Genomic DNA, 12,259 nt, shown 5'->3' with positions numbered 1-12,259 from the left:
AGCATGGCACGGAGGAACACCCGGAGTCACGGCGACGTTTTGCTAACCCCCAGAGAAACTTAACCTAATCCCACCAGCTGGCGGATGCGGGCAGCCGTGATGCCGGCCGCGCGCAATTCGCGCAGACCAGTCGAGCGGTTCGACTTCGACAACTTCCGGCCGGCCTCATCGCGAATCAGCCGGTGATGGCGATAGGCGGGCTCGGGCAGGCCGAGCAGGACCTGAAGCAAGCGGTGCACCGAGGTGGCGTAAAACAGGTCCTGGCCCCGCACGATCTCGCTGATGCCCTGGAGCGCGTCGTCGACGACCACCGACAGATGGTAGCTGGTCGGCGTCTCCTTGCGGGCCAGGACCACGTCGCCCCAGGCCTCCGGCCGCGCAGGGACGATGCCGCGCTCGCCATCGGGCCCCTCGCCGAGCTCGTTCCAGCTCAGGCCGGCGGCGCGGCGGCAGGCGGCCGCCATGTCGAGCCGGAGCGCGTAGGGCGCGCCCGAGGCGATCAGTTGTGTCCGCTCGTCAGCCGACAGCGATTTGGCATCACCGGGATAAAGCGGCGCGCCATCGGGATCGCGCGGCCACGGCCCATCGGCCTCGCGCGCGGCCACCAGCCTTGCGATCTCGGCCCGGCTTTCGAAGGCGGGATAGACGAGCCCGAGCGCAGAGAGCTTTTCGAGCGCGGCGCGATAGTCGGAAAGATGCTCCGACTGCCGTCGCACCGGCGCCTCCCAGGCGATCCCGAGCCAGGCAAGGTCCTCATAGATCGCCGTCTCATAGTCCGGCCGGCAGCGTGTCGCGTCGATGTCCTCGATCCGCAGCAACAGCCGCCCCCCGGTCTTAAGCGCGCGATCGAAGTTCAGCAGCGCCGAATAGGCGTGGCCGAGATGGAGGAGCCCGTTCGGGCTGGGGGCAAATCGGAAAACGGGTGGCATGAGTTCTCGGTGTATCCGTCATTGCCGGGGCTTGACCCGGCCATCCATCCTCCATGACTCTGTTACGATAGGAGATGGATGGCTGGGTCAAGCCCGGCCACGACGCCGGAGAGAGCGTACCGAGCCCACCATGACCATCCACCTCGAAACCCAATCCGACCTCGAAGAAGCCGTCCACGCGCTGATCAAGCGCGATCCGCGTCTCAAACCCGTGCTCGAGATCGCGGGCATGCCGGCGTTGCGGCGGCGCGAGCCGGGCTTTACCGGGCTCGCGCACATCGTCTGCGGGCAGCAGCTCTCGACCGCCAGCGCGGCGGCGATCTGGGGGCGACTGTCCGCTGCCTTCAATCCATTCGACCATGAGGCCGTGCGCCGTGCCCGCACCGACCGACTGGGGCGGCTCGGCCTCTCCGCCGCCAAGATCAAGACGCTGAAGCATCTCGCCCGCGAGATCACCGCGCAGCGGCTGAACCTCGACGTGCTCGCGGAGGAAGATGCCGACGCCGCGCATCACACGCTGATCGCGCTGCCCGGCATCGGCCCCTGGACCGCCGACGTCTACCTGCTGTTCTGCCTCGGCCACGGCGATGCCTGGCCGGCCGGCGACCTCGCCGTGCAGGAGGGCATCCGCATCGGGCTCGGCCTCAAGGCGCGGCCGACGGAGAAGCAGATGGCGCCGCTCGCCGAACCCTGGCGCCCGCTGCGCGGTGCGGCGGCGCATCTGTGGTGGAGCTATTATCGTGCCGTGAAGAAGCGCGAGGGCGTGCTGGCGGCATCGGGCTAACCCCGCAGCCTCGCGCGGTCGGCCCGGGCGCATTCAGCGACGAAATCGACCACGGCGCGCACCGCCGGGAGCTCGACGAGGTCGGGATGGGCCAAGAGCCAGAGATCCGCGACGCTGGCGAGCTTCTGCGGGGCGACGCGCACGAGATCGGAATAGGTTTCGGCGACGAAGCACGACAGCGCCGAGATTCCGATCCCGGCGCGGACCGCCGCCAGCATGTCCCCCTGGGACGAGCAGCGCATCACCACCCTCGCCTGCCGCGTGACGACGTCGCTCCAGCGCGCAAGCTGCGCATTGGACGTCTGGTCGGCGAAGCCGATGACGCTGTGCTCCTTCCACTCGCCGCGGCGTTCAGGCAAGGACCGCCCGGCGGCATAATCGCGCGAGGCGTAGAATCCCGTGCCGAGACGGCCGATCTTGCGGCCGACCAGGTTCTCCTCGCCGCTGTCGAAGGGCCGCAGCACCACGTCCGCCTCACGCCGGCGCACGCTCGCCGGAAACGGATGGGTGATGATCTCGAGCTGGATATGATCGTGCGCACGCAGGAAGGCAGGCAAGCGCGGCATCAGCCAATGCGAAGCCAGCGTCGCGCCGATCGACAGCTTGACGATGCCGCGCGCCTTGTGTCCTCCCGCCGCGACCGCGGTCTCAGCCCGTAGCGCCGCCGCCGCCATGGCCTCGGCGTGCTCGCGCAACGTCCTTCCATCCGCCGTCAGCGCCAGACCGTCGGCGGCGCGCGCCACCAATCGGGTGCCGAGCTGGGCTTCCAGCGCCGCGATCTTGCGGCTGACGGTGGGATGGCTGGTGTGCAGCCGGCGGGCGGCGGCGGTGAAGCTGCCGGTATCGGCAACCGCGACGAAGGTCTTGCAAAGGTCCCAGTCCATCGGCAGCCCTGTTCATAGTTGGATGACCGTCCGTTCATTATTGAACGGCCGGGGCGCGCCGTCCAACCTTATAGTGGGATCAAATCCGCAACACGGGCGGCACTCCGCCCGCGCGACAATCAACAGGGAAACGCCTCGTCATCCGCCCGCCGGCGGGGCTGCGTTTCGGGAGGACATGATGGCGCTGCCTACTCTCTTGAAGGATTCGCTCGAGCTGCCCGTCGTCGGCTCGCCGCTCTTCATCGTCTCCGGCCCGGAGCTGGTGATCGCCCAATGCAAGGCGGGCGTTGTCGGCTCGTTTCCAGCGCTCAATGCTCGCCCGGTCGAGAAGCTCGACGAATGGCTGAGCCGGATCGAGGACGAGCTCGGCGAATACAGATCGCGCAATCCCGGCAAGAAGGTCGCGCCCTACGCCGTCAATCAGATCTGCCATGCCTCCAACGACCGGCTGATGAAGGACATGGAGACCTGCGTAAAGCACAAGGCGCCCATCATCATCACCTCGCTGCGGCCGCCGGCGGAGATCGTCGAGGCCGCGCATTCCTATGGCGGGCTGGTGTTCCACGACGTCATCAACGTCAAGCACGCCCGCAAGGCCGCCGAGCAGGGCGTCGACGGCCTGATCCTGGTCTGCGCCGGCGCGGGCGGACATGCCGGCACGCTGTCGCCCTTCGCGCTGGTGCGCGAGGTCAAGCAATGGTTTGGCGGCGCCATCCTGCTGTCAGGCGCGATCAGCGACGGCTTTGGCATCGCCTCCGCGCTGACGCTGGGCGCCGACCTCGCTTATATGGGGACGCGCTTCATCGCCACGCAGGAAGCCAACGCCGACGAAGCCTACAAATCGGCGCTGACACAACACGCCGCGCACGACATCGTCTACACCAACCTGTTCACCGGCGTGCACGGCAATTATCTCGGCCCGTCGATCGCTGCCGCAGGGCTGGACCCGGACAATCTCCCGGCCGCAGACAAATCGAAGATGAATTTCGGCTCCGGCGGCAACATGAAATCGAAAGCGTGGCGCGACATCTGGGGATCGGGCCAGGGCATCGGCCAGATCACCGATGTCCCTCCCGTGGCGGAGCTCGTCGACCGCATGAAGGGTGAATTCGATCAGGCCCGGCAGGATTTCCTGATGCGCGCAAGCGCCTGACGGCTTGGTCCGACAAGAAAACTGGACTGGCAACAAAAACGGGAGGACATCATGAAGCTGGCAGCCGCATTGATCGGCCTGTCCCTGCTGGCGCTCGCCGGCGGCGGCGCCCATGCCGAAGGCAGCGATGAGATCCGGATCGGACAGACCCTGCCCTATAGCGGCCCGGCCTCCGGTTTCGGGGCGATCGGACGGACGCAGGAAGCCTTCTTCGAGAAGATCAATGCCGAGGGCGGCATCAACGGCCGCAAGGTCAGATTCATCACGCTGGACGATGCCTATTCGCCGCCGAAGACGGTCGAGCAGACCCGCAAGCTGGTGGAGCAGGACGAGGTGCTGATGATGTTCGGCTCGCTCGGCACGGCCACCAACAGCGCCGTGCAGCGCTATCTCAACGGCAAGAAGGTGCCGCAGCTGTTCGTGCTTTCGGGCGCGACCAAATGGGCCGATCCGCAGAAATATCCGTGGACCATGCCCGGCATGGCCGCCTACGAATCCGAGGGCGTGGTCTATGCCAAGCACGTGCTGCGGACCAAGCCCGACGCGAAGATCGCCATCCTGTCCCAAAACGACGATTTCGGCCGCGATTATGTCGCGGGCTTCAAGCGCGCGCTCGGCGCCAAGGCCGCCAGCATGATCGTGGCGGAGGCGACCTACGAGACCAGCGCGCCGACGATCAGTTCGCAGCTCTCGACCCTGAAGGCGTCAGGGGCCGACGTGCTGTTCGGCGTCGTGCTCGGCAAGTTCACCTCGCAGATGATCAAGGGCGTCGCCGAGATCGGCTGGAAACCCGAGCTGTTCTTCGTGCCGACCTCGGCCTCGTCGATCTCGTTCCTGGAGCCGGCCGGGCTCGACAACGCGGTCGGCCTGATCTCGTCGAGCAACCAGAAGGACACGATGGACCCGCAATGGGCCAGCGATCCCGGCGTGAAGGAGTATTTCGCCTTCATGAAGCAATACATGCCGAACGCGGACCTTTCCAATTCCAACTACGCGGCCGGCTACCACTACGCGACGCTGCTGATGACGGTGCTGAAGGCATGCAAGGATGATGTCAGCCGCGACAACATCCTGCGCCAGGCCGCTTCGCTTAAGGACGTGAAGCTGCCGCTGCTGCTGCCGGGCATATCCGTTACCACCGGCCCCGACGACTATCTGCCGTTCCAGCAGCTCCAGCTGCGGCGCTTCAACGGCAAGAGCTGGGTCGGCTTCGGCGACGTGCTGGACGATCGCTGACTCGAACGGAATAAGGACAGGCCATGATCATCAGCGGCGAACGCCGGATCGGCTATGACGAGATCCAGGCGCGCATCAAACGCGCGGCGAGCGGGCTGCGCATCCTCGGCCTTGCCGAAGCCGCGCCGGTTGCCATGATGCTGCGCAACGATTTCGCCTTGTTCGAGGTGGTCGCGGCCTCGGCCGCACTGGGCAGCCCCGTGGTGCCGATCAACTGGCACCTCAAGGCCGAGGAGGTCCGTTACATCCTGACCGACAGCGGCGCGAAGATCCTGGTCTGCCATGCCGACCTGCTGCCGCAGATCCGCACCGGCCTGCCCGAGCATGTTCGCCTGCTCGTCGTCGCAACGCCGCCGGAGCTCGCGGCAACCTTTGCCATTCCACCCGAGCTGACCCAAGTCCCGGCGGGACTGACCGATTGGGACCGCTGGCGCGACGGCCACACGGAAACCCAGCAGCCGCCGCGCCGGGCCGCGGCGATGATCTACACCTCGGGGACGACAGGCATGCCGAAGGGCGTTCGGCGCATGCCGATGCAGCCGGAACAGGCCGCCGCCTCCGAGCGCGTCGGTGCGATCGCCTACGGCATCAAGCCGCGCGAGGACCAGGTCGTGCTGATCAACGGGCCGATGTATCACTCGGCGCCGCATTCCTACGGCATGATGGCCTTCCGCAACGGCTGCACCATCGTGCTCCAGGCGCGGTTCGACGCCGAGGAGCTGCTGGCGCTGATCGAGCGTCACCGTGTGACGCACATCCACATGGTGCCGACCATGTTCGTCCGTCTGCTGCGCCTGCCCGAAACGGTCAGGCAGCGTTACGACCTCTCGTCGCTGCGCTTCGTCGTGCACGGTGCGGCGCCCTGCCCGCCCGAGGTGAAGCGGGCCATGATCGACTGGTGGGGACCGGTGATCAACGAATATTTCGGCTCGACCGAGACCGGCATCCCGGTCTGGCACTCGGCCGAAGAGGCGCTGAAGAAGCCCGGCACGGTCGGCCGCGCCATCGAAGGCGGCATCGTCAAGATTTTTCGCGATGACGGCAGCCTCTGCGGCGCTGGTGAGGTCGGCGAGATCTACATGCGCCAGACCGCGGTGCCCGATTTCGACTATCACGGCAAGGCGCAGGCGCGGGCCGAGGCCGGGCGCGACGGCCTCGTCAGCGTCGGCGACGTCGGCTATCTCGACGAGGACGGCTATCTGTTCCTGTGCGACCGCAAGCGCGACATGGTGATATCGGGCGGCGTCAACATCTATCCCGCCGAGATCGAGAACGCGCTGATCGCGATGCCTGGCGTGCGCGATTGCGCCGTGTTCGGCATCCCCGACGCCGAATTTGGCGAGCGATTGTGCGCCTGCATCGAGCCGGAGTCGGGTGCGCAGCTCTCGGCCGCCGCGGTGCAGGCTTTTCTGCGCGAGCGCTTGGCCAACTTCAAGGTGCCGAAGGAGATCCAGTTCCTGGATGCGCTGCCCCGCGAGGCGACCGGGAAGATCTTCAAGCGTAAGCTGCGCGATCCCTATTGGGCGGACCGCACCTAGCGGGACGCTGATAAACAGCGTTTAAAACTATGTTGCGGTTGCAAACGACGCGCCCATGACCGATGAGATGCCGGCACGGACACGAGCCGGGATCGACATCATGACAGCCACCGATTTCATCGTTGCGCGCGACGATTTCGAAAATTGCAAGACGGTCGCGACCGCGCTTCCGGATGCGCTGCCGCAGGACGCCCTGCTGGTGAAGGTCGACCGCTTTGCGCTGACCGCCAACAACATCACCTATGCCGTGCTCGGCGACGAGCTGAAATACTGGCAGCTGTTTCCGGCGCCGACTGGCTTCGGCAACATTCCGGTATGGGGCTTTGGCGAGGTCATCGCCTCAACACATCCGAACGTACCCGTCGGTGAGCGCCTGTTCGGCTATTTCCCGATGGCGACGCATCTTGTCATCGAGGCCACCGACGTCAGCAAGCGCGGCTTGCGCGACGGTGCCGCCCACCGGCAGGGCGTAGCGCCGGTCTACAACGCCTATGCACGCGTCGGCGGCGACCCTGCTTACGCCGGGCGGCAGGGCGATTACCAGGCGCTGCTGCGGCCGTTGTTCATGCTGTCGTTCCTGGTCGACGACTTCCTCGCCGAGAACGACGATTTCGGCGCGCGCGCCGTGCTGCTCTCGAGCGCATCGAGCAAGACCGCGTTCGGGCTCGCCCACCTGCTTCACACGCGCGGGCGCAAGGTGATCGGGCTGACATCGGCTGGAAACACAGGCTTCGTGACGTCGCTCGGCTGTTATGACGAGGTCATCACCTATGACCGCGTGACGTCGTTGCCAACGGAGGCCCCGGTCGCCTTCGTCGACATGGCCGGCAACAGCGCACTGCGGGCCGCGCTGCACCGGCATTTCGGCGAGCAGATGAAATGCTCGGTGCGCGTCGGTTTGACGCATCGTGCCACCGAAGCCGACGAAGGCGAGCTGCCCGGTGCAAAACCGCGCTGGTTCTTCGCGCCCGACCAGATCCGCAAGCGTGCCAAGGAATGGGGCCCGGGTGGTATCGAGCAGCGTTTTGGCGCGGCATGGTCCGGCTTCGCGCCGCTGTTGGAGAGATGCCTGAGCGTGGTCGAGGGCCGCGGGCCCGATGTGGTGCGGCAGGTCTATCTCGACACGCTGAAGGGGCGCATTCCGCCTGAGCAGGGCCACATGCTCTCGCTGCTCGGGTAAGGCGCTTTCGACGATCTCATCGTGCTCTCCACCGGCTACAAGCCGCAGGAATATCTGGTGCGCAAGCTGTTCGGCGATGACATCGCCGACCGCGTCGGCCCGATCTGGGGTTTTGGGGACGGCTTCGAGCTGCGCAACATGTATGCGCGAACCCGGCAGCCCGGCCTTTGGTTCATCGCCGGCAGCCTCGCCCAATGCCGCATCAACTCGAAATATCTGGCGCTCCAGATCAAGGCGATCGAGGCAGGGATTCTGGCACGAATATAGCTACAGCCGTCATTCCGGGGCGCGCGAAGCGCGAGCCCGGAATCCATTTATCCCCGAAAACGCCGTACGATGGATTCTCAGATGCGCAATTGCGCATCATAGTTCACGCTTCGCGTGCCCCGGAATGACAAGAGGAGAGATCAATGCCAGCCATTCTCGGCAGCGGCGAGCACCGTTACCGCGTCGTCGACAACTTCGCAAAGCTGCCGGACGGCTGGCAGCTCACCGACGTCGCCTCGGTCGGGGTCGACAGCAAGGACCAGATCTACGTCTTCAACCGCGGCGCCCATCCGATGGTCGTGCTGGACCGCGAGGGCAATTTCCTGCGCAGCTGGGGCGAAGGCCTGTTCTCCCGTGCGCATGGCCTGCACATCGATGCCGACGACAATCTCTATTGCACCGATGACGGCGACCACACCGTGCGCAAATGCACGACCGACGGCAAAGTGCTGCTGACGATCGGCATCCCGGCAAAGCCGGCGCCGTTCATGAGCGGCGAGCCGTTCCACCGCTGCACCCACACCGCGCTGTCGCCGAAGGGCGAGATCTACGTCTCCGACGGCTATGGCAATGCGCGCGTGCACAAGTTCACGCCCGGCGGCAAGCTGATCAAGAGCTGGGGCGAGCCGGGCACCGATCCCGGCCAGTTCAACATCGTGCACAATATCGCGACCGATGCCGACGGCTGGGTCTATGTCGCCGACCGCGAGAACCATCGCGTGCAGGTGTTCGACGGCGAGGGCAAGTACGAGGCGCAGTGGAACAATCTGCACCGGCCCTGCGCGCTGTGCTGCTGCGGTGGGGCCGAGAGCCCGACCTTCGTGATTGGTGAGCTCGGCCCCGGCCTTGCCATCAACCGCAATGTGCGCAATCTCGGCCCGCGGCTGTCGATCGTGGACGCCAGGGGAAATCGCATCGCACGGCTCGGCGGCGAGGAGGGCCCGGGCGTTGCCAGCGGCAAGTTCCTCGCGCCGCATGGGCTCGCATTGGACTCAAGGGGCGACATCTATGTCGGCGAGGTCGGCGTCACCAATTGGGAGACCAGCTTTCCGGACGAGGAGATGCCGGCCGCGGTGCGCGCGACGCGGTGCCTGCAGAAGCTGGAGCGGGTACGGGAGTAGCTGCCATGGCAAAGCCAGCCCACGCTGGGCGAGCGGTTCCGAGCCCGCGGGATCGCGGCTTTTTGAGCACTTTTGCCACCCGGCCGCCGCATTGCTTGCGCTTGAATAAGTCGCTCAACGGGCTTCACAATCCCGTCACGCTGCATGTAGTATGTCAGTACATGCTGCTTCGCAGCGTATATTGGAGGCCGGGAGCGTTACTTGAACGCACATGTCTCGCAAGGCAGTTGGCCGGTGTTGGTGCTGAATGCGGACTTCCGGCCGCTGAGTTACTACCCACTGTCTCTGTGGTCGTGGCAGGACGCGATCAAGGCGGTGTTCCTCGACCGCGTCAACATCGTCGCCCATTACGACCAGGCGGTTCGAAGTCCGACGTTAGAGATGCAATTACCGAGCGTCGTTTCGCTCAAATCCTTCGTCAAGCCGACCACCCATCCTGCCTTTACCCGGTTCAACGTCTTCCTGCGCGATCGTTTCGCCTGCCAATATTGCGGCTCGCCCGAAGACCTCACCTTCGATCACATCATCCCGCGCAGCAAAGGCGGCCAGACCACCTGGGAGAACGTGGTCGCGGCGTGCTCGCCGTGTAATCTGCGCAAGGGCAACCTCACGCCGGTGCAGGCAAAAATGTTTCCGCGCCAGACGGCGTTTGCGCCGACCGTGCACCAGCTCCACCGCAACGGCCGCCTCTTCCCGCCGAACTACCTGCACGACAGCTGGCTGGATTATCTGTACTGGGATACGGAGCTGGATCCGTAAGGCGCGCGGGATCGTGCGTGCCGCTATGGCGCGACGATGTGGAGCGTGTCCCGCGGTGGCAGCGTCGCGCCGAGGGCACGGAGCGCCGCTTCCACGGCTGCAGCGTCGCCCAACGGCGTGCGATAGAACGCAATGTTTCTTTGCGACAGCATCACGGTTCTGGTCTGGAGGATAGCGACCCGGGTCCAGTCCGACGGCACGCCCTGCGGAAACCAGGCGTCGTAGATCATCACCACCCCGACATCGTGTTGACGCACCAGGGCATCCATTTCGGCCGGGCCATATTCGCCGGCCGTTCTCGCCTTGCGCACCGGCTCGGATCCAAGACCCCATAGATCGAGCACGTAGTCGGAGTTGCCGTAGGCGACCAGGCCGAGATCGTTGACCCCGACCGCACGCCGGTAGAACGCGTGAGCGAAGCGCGCCATCTGATATTGCTGTTCGTAGATGTCGCTCGCAGCGACCGGAGATATCACCGCGCTCGTCACATAAGGCAGCGCCGCCATGCCCAGCATGACGCCCAGCGCGCCCTTCGCAAGCCCCCACCGGGCGGCCGGGACATGGGGCCTGAATTGCGCGGCACCCCACACCAGCGCTGCCGTCGCGAGCGCCATGATGTAGACCTCGTAGCGATTGAGCCAACCATATTGACCAAATACGAGATGCGCTCCGACCGCCGCCAGGACGGTCAGGAGAACGATCAGGGCCCTGCGATCGGTGCGCAGCCAATTGGCGCAGGCGGCAACGGCGAATCCCAGCAGGATCAGCCGCAGCCCGTAGGCGCTCAGCACGCTGCGCAGCAGATTCTGGACAATGGCGGGGTACGAGCCGGTGGTCCCATCGAGGTTAGCAAGGTAGCCTTTCAGAAGCACCGAGCTCGGCAGGAGCGGCAGCCCGCGGGATGCCATCAACGCGAGATAGGCCGCAAGGGCGGCTATCATGACGACCGCTGCTGCGGCGGCAAAGCGTCGGTAGCCGAGCATCGCGAACCCCGCGGTCGCCGCACAGGCGAATGCGGCCCCTTCGAAACGGATGAAGGGAAGCAGCACCAGAGCGATGAAGTGTACCGGCGAGGGCGCCGATCCGCGCGCGGCCACCACGAGGCCGGCAAAGGTCGCGACTGTCGCCCAAACGTGCAGGCTGTGCTCCATTCCGGTCATGGGCAGCGCGACCGCGCTCACGTTGAAGACCAGCAGCAGCACGATCAGCCAGGACAGCGGGCTGCCGTCGAACAACGAGCCGGTTTCGTACAGACGCACGAGCGTGAAGACCGTCGCACCCGCCGCCGCGACGTTGATCAGCAACGGACCGGCGATCCCGAGGCGCATCGCCTCCGTCAGCGCGAGAATATAGGGCCAGACGATCGACGAACTCGGGGATGAATATTCCCCGGCATTGATGCCGTAGCCGCCCGAGAGGATCTGGTCTGCCACGGCAAGGTGAATGTAGGCGTCGTCGAGCGTGAAGACGACGCGAAAGCCGCACAGCACCACCGCCGCCATGAATTCTACTGCAAGCAGCGACAGCCAAAACAGCAAGGCGATGGATGAAGGGCGCCTCCACGCGCCAATGGGCCGGGCCACAGACGATGATCCGTCCGCCTTGCTCGGGCGATCGACATCATCAACGGTGAATCCCACGAAGCCCCCCAGATCAGAGATGCGGTCGGCGCGACGGCCGACCTTCGCAATCCATCCGATAGGGACAAAAGCTTAATCCGGATTTGCCACGGCTTCGCAGCCGGCCAGATGTATCATTTATTCGTTAACGAGCACTCCGCGGCCCCTTGACGGCCGGACCATCGGCGTCTGCCGCCGTATCGTTACGGTCCCTTAAGGCCCCGGCGCCAATCTCCACTGCGCATCCGGAGCACGCGGCGGGAACCGGCAGCTCCGGCGCCCGTTCAGACCAGGAGCCGGACGGCGTCGGTCGCGCATGCCGCAGAAGATGTCGTCCGGCAAATCAAACGAAGGGGAGGCCATCATGCCCGCAGCCGAGCACGATCACGTCTACAAGATCCTGGACCTGGTCGGATCGTCCGAGACCTCGATCGAGGACGCGATCAAGAACGCCATCAGCCGCGCGTCGAAGACCGTTCGCGAGATGAGGTGGTTCGAGGTGGTGCAGACACGTGGCCACATCGACAACGGCACCGTCGGCCACTATCAAGTAACCTTGCGCGTCGGCTTCACGCTCGAAGAGTGATTGCGGCCCCACGTCGGGCGCGATCGGCAAACCTCGCGAACGGCGCTCTCGGAGCCCACCATTGACCCGCCGTCAACCAGCAGCGTACGCTGCCGGTCTGTGCTCGTAGCGGCCATATCCGGCCGGGCCTAAAGCGCGATGAGATTTGGATGAATCGTCATCGCGCTTTAGGTCTTTGTTTGAGCATGATCTTTTCGGAAAAC

General features: G+C 65.4%; 11 protein-coding genes and 1 pseudogene. 9 read left to right on the top strand and 3 right to left on the bottom strand.

Features of this window, described 5'->3' with window-relative positions:
- Positions 1–59 precede the first annotated feature (59 nt).
- Entirely contained in the window at positions 60–929 is an 870-nt protein-coding gene (gene gluQRS / locus JQ566_RS27565) for a tRNA glutamyl-Q(34) synthetase GluQRS (protein WP_212378261.1), read from the bottom strand.
- Positions 930–1,059: 130 nt separating this feature from the next.
- Between gluQRS and JQ566_RS27560 the strand changes: the two genes are divergently transcribed.
- On the top strand, positions 1,060–1,713 hold the full coding sequence (locus JQ566_RS27560) for a DNA-3-methyladenine glycosylase family protein (RefSeq protein WP_212378259.1): 654 nt from the start codon (positions 1,060–1,062) through the stop codon (positions 1,711–1,713).
- Here the strand turns inward: JQ566_RS27560 and JQ566_RS27555 are convergent.
- On the bottom strand, positions 1,710–2,597 hold the full coding sequence (locus JQ566_RS27555; RefSeq protein ID WP_212378257.1) for a LysR family transcriptional regulator: 888 nt from the start codon (positions 2,595–2,597) through the stop codon (positions 1,710–1,712). The genes JQ566_RS27560 and JQ566_RS27555 overlap by 4 nt on opposite strands.
- 178 nt (positions 2,598–2,775) lie before the next feature.
- On the opposite strand from JQ566_RS27555, the gene JQ566_RS27550 reads away from it, so the two are divergent.
- From JQ566_RS27550 to JQ566_RS27520, 7 genes and pseudogenes are all read left to right on the top strand, one after another.
- On the top strand, positions 2,776–3,750 hold the full coding sequence (locus JQ566_RS27550) for an NAD(P)H-dependent flavin oxidoreductase (RefSeq protein WP_212378255.1): 975 nt from the start codon (positions 2,776–2,778) through the stop codon (positions 3,748–3,750).
- A 51-nt stretch (positions 3,751–3,801) separates the two neighbouring features.
- Positions 3,802–4,986, top strand: a complete 1,185-nt coding sequence (locus tag JQ566_RS27545; protein WP_212378253.1) for an ABC transporter substrate-binding protein — start codon at positions 3,802–3,804, stop codon at positions 4,984–4,986.
- A 23-nt stretch (positions 4,987–5,009) separates the two neighbouring features.
- Positions 5,010–6,524 carry an acyl-CoA synthetase gene (locus JQ566_RS27540; RefSeq protein ID WP_212378251.1) on the top strand — a complete coding sequence of 505 codons (1,515 nt, stop codon included), beginning with the start codon at positions 5,010–5,012 and terminating at the stop codon, positions 6,522–6,524.
- A gap of 100 nt (positions 6,525–6,624) precedes the next feature.
- The gene (locus tag JQ566_RS27535) at positions 6,625–7,704 is read left to right on the top strand and encodes a DUF2855 family protein (RefSeq protein ID WP_212378249.1); all 1,080 of its coding nucleotides are present in this window, start codon (positions 6,625–6,627) and stop codon (positions 7,702–7,704) included.
- 12 nt (positions 7,705–7,716) lie between these two features.
- A pseudogene (locus tag JQ566_RS27530) lies at positions 7,717–7,971 on the top strand (monooxygenase); the annotation flags it as partial.
- Between the two features lie 143 nt (positions 7,972–8,114).
- The gene (locus JQ566_RS27525) at positions 8,115–9,092 is read left to right on the top strand and encodes a peptidyl-alpha-hydroxyglycine alpha-amidating lyase family protein (RefSeq protein WP_212378247.1); all 978 of its coding nucleotides are present in this window, start codon (positions 8,115–8,117) and stop codon (positions 9,090–9,092) included.
- 201 nt (positions 9,093–9,293) lie between these two features.
- Positions 9,294–9,851, top strand: coding sequence for an HNH endonuclease (locus JQ566_RS27520; RefSeq protein ID WP_212378245.1), 558 nt, complete (start codon positions 9,294–9,296; stop codon positions 9,849–9,851).
- A gap of 23 nt (positions 9,852–9,874) precedes the next feature.
- Here the strand turns inward: JQ566_RS27520 and JQ566_RS27515 are convergent, their stop codons facing one another.
- Positions 9,875–11,491 (bottom strand): hypothetical protein, encoded by a 1,617-nt coding sequence (locus JQ566_RS27515; protein ID WP_349643361.1) that lies wholly within the window; start codon positions 11,489–11,491, stop codon positions 9,875–9,877.
- 343 nt (positions 11,492–11,834) lie between these two features.
- Here JQ566_RS27515 and JQ566_RS27510 point away from each other — a divergent pair, with 343 nt between their 5' ends.
- Entirely contained in the window at positions 11,835–12,056 is a 222-nt protein-coding gene (locus JQ566_RS27510) for a dodecin (RefSeq protein WP_212378243.1), read from the top strand.
- Positions 12,057–12,259 lie beyond the last annotated feature (203 nt).

Source organism: Bradyrhizobium sp. SZCCT0231 (assembly GCF_018130245.1).
Taxonomy (GTDB): Bacteria; Pseudomonadota; Alphaproteobacteria; order Rhizobiales; family Xanthobacteraceae; genus Bradyrhizobium; species Bradyrhizobium japonicum_F.
The sequence above is the reverse complement of the archived record's forward strand: the minus strand, read 5'-3'. Positions and strand labels throughout refer to the sequence as shown.

Excerpts from the sequence above, each read along its gene's own strand:
- gluQRS (WP_212378261.1), bottom strand. The coding sequence starts at position 929 with ATGCCACCCGTTTTCCGATTTGCCCCCAGCCCGAACGGGCTCCTCCAT.
- JQ566_RS27560 (WP_212378259.1), top strand. The coding sequence starts at position 1,060 with ATGACCATCCACCTCGAAACCCAATCCGACCTCGAAGAAGCCGTCCAC.
- JQ566_RS27555 (WP_212378257.1), bottom strand. The coding sequence starts at position 2,597 with ATGGACTGGGACCTTTGCAAGACCTTCGTCGCGGTTGCCGATACCGGC.
- JQ566_RS27550 (WP_212378255.1), top strand. The coding sequence starts at position 2,776 with ATGGCGCTGCCTACTCTCTTGAAGGATTCGCTCGAGCTGCCCGTCGTC.
- JQ566_RS27545 (WP_212378253.1), top strand. The coding sequence starts at position 3,802 with ATGAAGCTGGCAGCCGCATTGATCGGCCTGTCCCTGCTGGCGCTCGCC.
- JQ566_RS27540 (WP_212378251.1), top strand. The coding sequence starts at position 5,010 with ATGATCATCAGCGGCGAACGCCGGATCGGCTATGACGAGATCCAGGCG.
- JQ566_RS27535 (WP_212378249.1), top strand. The coding sequence starts at position 6,625 with ATGACAGCCACCGATTTCATCGTTGCGCGCGACGATTTCGAAAATTGC.
- JQ566_RS27525 (WP_212378247.1), top strand. The coding sequence starts at position 8,115 with ATGCCAGCCATTCTCGGCAGCGGCGAGCACCGTTACCGCGTCGTCGAC.
- JQ566_RS27510 (WP_212378243.1), top strand. The coding sequence starts at position 11,835 with ATGCCCGCAGCCGAGCACGATCACGTCTACAAGATCCTGGACCTGGTC.